The organism is Pararhodobacter sp. (assembly GCF_036802785.1).
In the GTDB taxonomy this organism is placed as follows: Bacteria; Pseudomonadota; Alphaproteobacteria; order Rhodobacterales; family Rhodobacteraceae; genus Pararhodobacter.
Genome location: NZ_DAIRVN010000124.1, coordinates 1 through 5,611, shown reverse-complemented (window position 1 = coordinate 5,611; position 5,611 = coordinate 1). Strand labels below are relative to the sequence as shown.

5 protein-coding genes are annotated in these 5,611 nt (G+C 65.4%); 3 read left to right on the top strand and 2 right to left on the bottom strand.

Annotated elements, in window-relative coordinates:
• Nucleotides 1-49 precede the first annotated feature (49 nt).
• Both bmt and V7Q53_RS22865 read left to right on the top strand, forming a co-directional pair.
• Nucleotides 50-1,081, top strand: coding sequence for a betaine--homocysteine S-methyltransferase (gene bmt, locus V7Q53_RS22870; RefSeq protein ID WP_333831297.1), 1,032 nt, complete (start codon nucleotides 50-52; stop codon nucleotides 1,079-1,081).
• 124 nt (nucleotides 1,082-1,205) lie between these two features.
• Nucleotides 1,206-3,044 carry a M3 family oligoendopeptidase gene (locus V7Q53_RS22865; RefSeq protein ID WP_333831295.1) on the top strand — a complete coding sequence of 613 codons (1,839 nt, stop codon included), beginning with the start codon at nucleotides 1,206-1,208 and terminating at the stop codon, nucleotides 3,042-3,044.
• A 201-nt stretch (nucleotides 3,045-3,245) separates the two neighbouring features.
• On the opposite strand, the gene V7Q53_RS22860 is transcribed toward V7Q53_RS22865, so the two are convergent.
• Together V7Q53_RS22860 and guaB are read right to left on the bottom strand one after the other, a co-directional pair.
• The gene (locus tag V7Q53_RS22860; protein ID WP_333831293.1) at nucleotides 3,246-3,542 is read right to left on the bottom strand and encodes a DUF4389 domain-containing protein; all 297 of its coding nucleotides are present in this window, start codon (nucleotides 3,540-3,542) and stop codon (nucleotides 3,246-3,248) included.
• A gap of 93 nt (nucleotides 3,543-3,635) precedes the next feature.
• Complete coding sequence (gene guaB / locus V7Q53_RS22855) at nucleotides 3,636-5,087, bottom strand: IMP dehydrogenase (protein WP_333831292.1); 1,452 nt, start codon at nucleotides 5,085-5,087, stop codon at nucleotides 3,636-3,638.
• 226 nt (nucleotides 5,088-5,313) lie between these two features.
• Here guaB and V7Q53_RS22850 point away from each other — a divergent pair.
• Nucleotides 5,314-5,611: hypothetical protein (locus tag V7Q53_RS22850; RefSeq protein ID WP_333831291.1), on the top strand; the 298-nt coding region annotated here is incomplete at its 3' end.

The following is a 5,611-nucleotide window of genomic DNA, read 5'->3' as shown; positions in this document are numbered from 1 at the left end:
ACCCTACCCCGCCCCACTTGCCAGCACGCCACGCTATCCAGAGGCCCCCATGACCGCGACTGACGCCAAAGACCCCCTGAGCCTTCTGCTGACGGAGCGCGGCTATCTGCTGGCCGACGGCGCCACCGGCACCAATCTGTTCAACATGGGCTTGTCCTCGGGCGAGGCGCCCGAATTGTGGAACACCGACCAGCCCGCCAATATCCGCAAGCTCTATGCCATGGCGGTCAATGCCGGGTCGGACCTGTTCCTGACCAACACCTTCGGCGGCAATGCCAGCCGCCTGAAGCTGCATCAGGCCGAGGGCCGGGTGCATGAACTCAACCGCGTCGGCGCCGAACTGGGCCGCGAGGTGGCCGACAAGGCCACGCGCCGGGTGCTTGTGGCAGGCTCGATCGGCCCCACCGGCGAGATCATGGAACCGATGGGCACGCTGACCCACGCCCGCGCCGTCGAGATGTTCCACGAACAGGCCGACGGGCTGAAAGAGGGCGGCGCCGATATCCTCTGGGTTGAAACCATTTCCGCCCCCGAAGAATACCGCGCCGCAGCCGAAGGTTGCCGCCTGGCGGGCATGCCCTGGGCCGGAACCATGAGCTTTGACACCGCCGGGCGCACCATGATGGGCCTGACCTCGGCCGATATGGTGAAACTGGTAGACAAGCTGGATTACCCGCCGGTGGCCTTTGGCGCGAATTGCGGCGTCGGTGCCTCGGACCTGTTGCGCACGATCCTTGGCTTTGCCGCCCTCGGCCCCGAAAAGCCGATCATCGCCAAGGGCAACGCGGGCATCCCCAAATACCATGACGGGCATATCCATTATGACGGCACGCCCGAGCTGATGGCCGAATATGCGGTGATGGCGCGCGACGCGGGCGCGCTGATCATCGGCGGCTGCTGCGGCACCATGTCTGAGCACCTGCGCGCCATGCGTGACGCCCTCGACAGCCGCCCGCTGGGCGAGCGCCCTACGCTGGAACAGATCACCGGCACGCTGGGCGCGCTTTCCTCCAGCTCCGACGGCACCGGCGATGACGCGGGCGCCCCGGTGCGCGAGCGCCGTGGCCGCCGCCGGAACTGAAGCGGGGATACTGACGCGCGGGATACTGAAGCGGGACGGGGGCTGACGCGGTTTTCAACCGGCTGCGCCTTGTCACCCTGCCGGGGGAGGATTACACCACAGGGGAAACAACCTGAGGTGCCCGATGTTCCGTCTGCCAGCCCTGAGCGATCCCCGCAACCATGACACCCGCGCGTCTGGCGGCAGGGATCTGGGTGACCTGCCCAGCTGGGATCTGACAGACCTTTACGCCGCCCCCGACGCGCCCGAAGTGGCCCGTGATCTGGACTGGCTCGACAGCGCCTGCGCCGGTTTTGCCGCCGGTTATGAGGGCAAACTGGCCGCGCTCGATGCCGCCGGCATGCTGGAATGCCTGCACCGCTATGAGGAAATCGACATCACCGCCGGGCGGCTGATGTCCTTCGCCGGGCTGCGCTATTACCAGAACACCACCGACAGCGAGCGCGCCAAATTCATGGCCGATGTGCAGGACAGGGTGACCAGCGCCACCACGCCGCTGGTGTTCTTCACGCTGGAGATCAACCGCATCGAGGATGCCACGCTGGATGCGCTCTTTGCCAGGAACACCGGTCTTGCCCGCTACCAGCCCATCTTTGAGCGGATGCGCGCCATGCGCCCGCACCAGCTTTCCGATGAGCTGGAGCGCTTTTTGCATGACCAGTCCACGGTCGGCTCGGCGGCCTGGAACCGCCTCTTTGATGAAACCATGGCGGGCCTGACCTTCGAGATCGCGGGCGAGGAAGAACCCCTGCCGCTGGAGGCCACGCTCAACCTGCTGACTGATCCGGAACGCGGCCGGCGCGAGGCTGCGGCCCGCGCCCTCGCCACTGTCTTTGACAAGAACATCCGCCTCTTTTCACGCGTCCATAACACGCTGGCGAAAGAGAAAGAGATCAGCGACCGCTGGCGCAAGATGCCCACGCCGCAGCACGGCCGCCACCTGTCCAACCATGTCGAGCCCGAGGTGGTGCAGGCGCTGCGCGATGCGGTTGTCGCCGCCTATCCGCGCCTGTCGCACCGCTATTACGCGCTCAAGGCACGCTGGATGGGGCTGGACGAACTGGAGGTCTGGGACCGCAACGCCCCCCTGCCGATCGACCCGCCGAAAACCATCGGTTGGGCGGGCGCGCGCGGGATCGTACTGGATGCCTATGCCGATTTCTCGCCACGTCTGGCCGAACTGGCTGAGCCGTTTTTCGACAAGGGCTGGATCGATGCGGGCGTGAAACCGGGCAAGGCCCCGGGCGCCTTTGCCCATCCCACCGTGACCACGGTGCACCCCTATGTGATGCTCAACTACCTCGGCAAGCCGCGCGATGTGATGACGCTGGCGCATGAACTGGGCCACGGCGTGCACCAGCGGCTCGCGGCAGGTCAGGGGGAGCTGTTGTCCTCCACCCCGCTGACGTTGGCCGAAACCGCCAGCGTGTTCGGCGAGATGCTGACCTTCCAGAAGCTGCTGGCCGGCGCGAAAACCCCGTCCGAGCGCAAGACGCTGCTGGCCGGCAAGGTCGAGGACATGATCAACACGGTCGTGCGCCAGATCGCGTTCTATGACTTTGAGTGCAAACTGCACGCCGCCCGGCGCGAGGGCGAACTGACGCCGGATGACATCAACCTGCTCTGGATGTCGGTTCAGGCCGAAAGCCTCGGCCCGGTCTTCACCTTCATGGACGGGTATGAGACCTTCTGGTCCTATATCCCGCATTTCATCCACTCGCCCTTCTATGTCTATGCCTATGCCTTCGGCGACGGGCTGGTGAACGCGCTCTATGCCGTCTACCGCGAAGCGCCCGAGGGGTTTCAGGAGAAATACTTCGACATGCTCTCGGCAGGCGGGTCCAAACACCACAAGGAACTGCTGGCGCCCTTCGGCCTCGATGCCTCGGACCCGGCTTTCTGGGACAAGGGCCTGAACATGATCGCAGGCTTCATCGACGAGCTGGAAGCGATGGAGGACTGAAAAAGACCGAGGGCGGCGCGCCTTCATCTTGCCGGAAAATACGCCGGGGGTGAGCCGCGTCAGCGGCGAGGGGGCAGCGCCCCCTCCCTGCGGCCACTCCAGTCACGGCGGGGCAGAAGGACAGCGCTCCAAGCCCGGGCGGCTCCGGAAAAAGGTATTCGAAACGTCTTTCAAGCCCGTTCGATCGGGCTTGGTTGCCCCTCAGGAGCCCATCGGCGTCCAGGGCCAGGGCTTCTCGTCGCTGGCGGCCGACTGAAAGCGCGCGGCCTTGGCCACCCAGGCACCGACAAGGCAGCCGAAATCGGCCAGTTCCTCATTTGGCTTGCCCTTGCTGGTCAGCATGATGAGCACCTGCAGCACTGCAACCACCAGCAGCACGGTCTGCGCGACACTTATCATGAACACGATGACGACGATCCACAGGATCCGCGGCCAGATCTCGCGCGGGACGGGTTCGTCCCGGCGCGGTCTGGCATCATTGCCCCGGTCAGGTTGCATGCCGTTTCCCCTTGTGCTGATCTCGTGCTGATCTGGCGGCAGACTGCGCCAGCCCGGGGATTCGGGCAAGCCTTAAGCGACCTTGGCCGCGCCTCAGCCGCCCAGCCGGTAATTCGGGCTTTCGCGGGTGATCTGCACATCGTGGACATGGCTTTCCTTCAGCCCCGCCCCGGTGATGCGCACGAACTGGCAGTTGCGGCGCATCTCGGCCACGGTCGCGCAGCCGGTATAACCCATCGCCGCGCGCAAGCCGCCGACCATCTGATGCACCACACCGCCGACCATCCCCTTATAGGGCACCTGCCCCTCGATCCCCTCGGGCACCAGTTTGTCTGACGCGGCATCCTTCTGGAAATACCGGTCGGCAGAGCCGCGCGCCATCGCGCCCAAGCTGCCCATGCCACGATAGCTTTTGTAGCTGCGGCCCTGATAGAGGATCACCTCGCCGGGGCTTTCATCGGTCCCGGCGATGGCCGAGCCGACCATGGCGCAGCTTGCGCCCGCCGCAATCGCCTTGGCGAAATCACCCGAATACTTGATGCCGCCATCCGCGATGATCGGTATATCACCCGCAGCCCCCGCTGCATCCATGATCGCGGTCAGTTGCGGCACACCGACGCCCGCCACAATCCGCGTCGTGCAGATCGAACCGGGGCCAATGCCCACTTTCACCGCATCCGCACCCGCGCCGATCAGCGCGCGCGTCGCCTCAGCGGTGGCGACATTTCCCGCCACCACCTGCACGGCGTTCGAGAGCTTCTTCACCCGCTCCACCGCCTCGGCAACCAGTGCCGAATGGCCATGCGCCGTGTCGATCACCAGCAGGTCCACCCCGGCCTCGATCAGCGCGGCAGAGCGTTCGAACCCGGCATCACCCACCGTCGTTGCCGCCGCCACCCGCAGCCGCCCCAGATCATCCTTGCAGGCCATCGGGTGCAGCACTGCCTTTTCGGCGTCCTTCAGGGTCAGCAGCCCGGTCAGCTTGCCATCCTGATCGACCACCAGCAGCTTTTCGATCCGCCGCGCCTGCATCAGGCTGCGCGCCTGATCGCGGTCCGCGGGTTCGCGCAGCACTGCCAGATTTTCCGAGGTCATCATCGCGTGCACCGGCGTGCGGTCATCCGAGGCAAAGCGCATGTCGCGGTTGGTGACGATGCCGACGACCCTTCCCGCCTTGTCCACCACCGGAAAGCCGGTGACATTGTAGCGGTCTGCCAGTTCGCGTGCATCGGCAAGGGTCTGGTCCGGGGTCAGGGTGATGGGGCTGTAGACGATGCCGGATTCAAAGCGCTTCACCCGGCGCACTTCGCGGGCCTGCGTTTCGGGGTCAAGGTTGCGGTGGATCACCCCCATGCCGCCCGCCTGCGCCATGGCAATCGCCATCCGCCCCTCGGTTACGGTATCCATGGCCGAAGACATCAGCGGGATGTTCAGCCGGATCGCCCGGGTGACAAATGTCGATGTATCGGCCTGCGACGGCAACACGCTTGATGCTGCGGGCACCAGAAGGACATCGTCAAAGGTGAGGGCCTCACGAATCTGCATGATCGCGCTCCTGTGCGGATGATCTCGTTTGGCACGTCCCTATTTCACGATGCGCGGGGAAAGGAAAGGGGGGCCATGGCCGGGCGTGTCAATGGGTTGCCGGGGGAAAGCGGGCCGGTCATGGCAACGGGTGGCGGACAACCGCCTGAACAGGTAATTGTGACTGGATGCCGGGCGCATGCGGGTTACACTTGTTGAGAACGCATCACATTCCGAAGGGGTCAGGATGAAAGCGATACTGCGGAACCTGACGGCACCCGTGCTTTGTGCACTGGCGCTGATGCTGACGGCAGCCCCGGCAGCGGCCAACCGTGCCTGGGCACAGACCGAAACACTGATGCTGGACCGGCCGGGCCATGACGGGCGCATGGTGGGACAGTTGCTGACCTGCGATGAGGTCCGCATCTCGGACAGTTCGCGCACCTGGGTCCTGGTGCACGGGCGGCGCGGTCAGGGCTGGGTGCAACGCGGCGCGCTGACCAGTTTACAGCCCGCCCAATGCCGGTATGGCTATTCCCCCCCGC

Coding starts and splice junctions, on each gene's coding strand:
- guaB (WP_333831292.1), bottom strand. CDS start 5,087: ATGCAGATTCGTGAGGCCCTCACCTTTGACGATGTCCTTCTGGTGCCC.
- V7Q53_RS22860 (WP_333831293.1), bottom strand. CDS start 3,542: ATGCAACCTGACCGGGGCAATGATGCCAGACCGCGCCGGGACGAACCC.
- V7Q53_RS22865 (WP_333831295.1), top strand. CDS start 1,206: ATGTTCCGTCTGCCAGCCCTGAGCGATCCCCGCAACCATGACACCCGC.
- bmt (WP_333831297.1), top strand. CDS start 50: ATGACCGCGACTGACGCCAAAGACCCCCTGAGCCTTCTGCTGACGGAG.